This is a genomic window from Vibrio sp. 10N.222.48.A3 (assembly GCF_041475345.1).
Lineage (GTDB): Bacteria > Pseudomonadota > Gammaproteobacteria > Enterobacterales > Vibrionaceae > Vibrio > Vibrio tasmaniensis_A.
The window spans coordinates 1-1,126 of sequence record NZ_JBFRVX010001616.1 but is presented as its reverse complement, the minus strand read 5'-3'; the positions used below and the strand labels follow the sequence as shown (position 1 = coordinate 1,126).

1 protein-coding gene is annotated in these 1,126 nt (G+C 42.5%); it reads right to left on the bottom strand.

Annotated features, from left to right (window positions below; genetic code table 11):
- Window positions 1-929, bottom strand: a 929-nt coding sequence (locus AB4653_RS28060) for an aromatic amino acid transport family protein (protein ID WP_372105902.1), incomplete at its 3' end; no start/stop codon positions are given.
- Window positions 930-1,126: the final 197 nt, after the last annotated feature.

Below are 1,126 nucleotides of genomic sequence, written 5' to 3'. Positions count from 1 at the left end.
GGCAATACAAAGGTCAGAGCATAAGCTAATGCTTTGTTGTTGGTGACTGCGTCTTTGTTTTGGTCATACAGCGCCATCGACACACCAAGGAAAGAGGTTACCAATGCCAGTACTGAGAACAGCGCAATAACTACCTTCAACCAAGAAGATTGACCGCTAAACTCTGAGATCAGTTCTGAAATGTTATGGAACTGACTGATAGCGTCTGTACCAAGGTTACCGATAATCGCGAACAACCAAGTTAGGTAGCAGATTAGTGGAATCACCGAGCCCAGCAGAATCATATTGCGGATCTGCTTTTGAGTCGCTTCTCGGTTGTAAATAACCAGTGACGGGATCACCACCATAGAGGCAAAGCTAGTAAAGATAACCGCGCTGTATTGCACCACGTCATTGGCCGTGTATTGGCTAGTTTGAGTTAGGTAATCTAGACGGATATTACTAAACAGAGAGGCAATAACAATGAAGAGCATCACCACCATCATGATGAATAGACCACGGTTTAATTTATCGATATAAGACTTACCCGCGACTACAATCACCCCCATCAATAGGCTGAAAACGGTATAAGCAGCGGATGCAGAGATGTCTACGCCGACGTCGAGCAGTAGCTTATGAATGATGTCGCCAACACCCAAGATATAGGCGATCAGCATGCAAACCAGTAGCAGGTAAAAGAGTGCATTGATAAAGTGTTTACCTTTGCTGCCCAGAGTTAGGTAAGCAACACTGCTCATGCCACTGTTGTCTTTCGTTTTGGTACACGCTTCTGCCAGTAGGAGTGCAGAGTAAGTGGTGCCGATAAAGATAAGTAGCATCAGCACTGAGCTGATCATGAAGCCAAACTGGGCCAACACCATGGGAATAGCAAGCATGCCAGCCCCTAATGCAGTTCCCGAAAGGATTAGGGAACTGCCGAATAATTTCATATTCAAAAAAACAACCTCTAGCGATCCAATTAATTTTTGTTTGGATTGTAAATGATTGTTTCCAAGACTAACAAAATACTCAGTAAAGTTAGGGGTTAAATTCTAATTATTTTTGAATTTTTCTAAAAAACTTACAAAGGTATTTCGGAGTATTATCTGTGATCGTTTGACGCATTTTCTTGGTGATTGTATTTGTT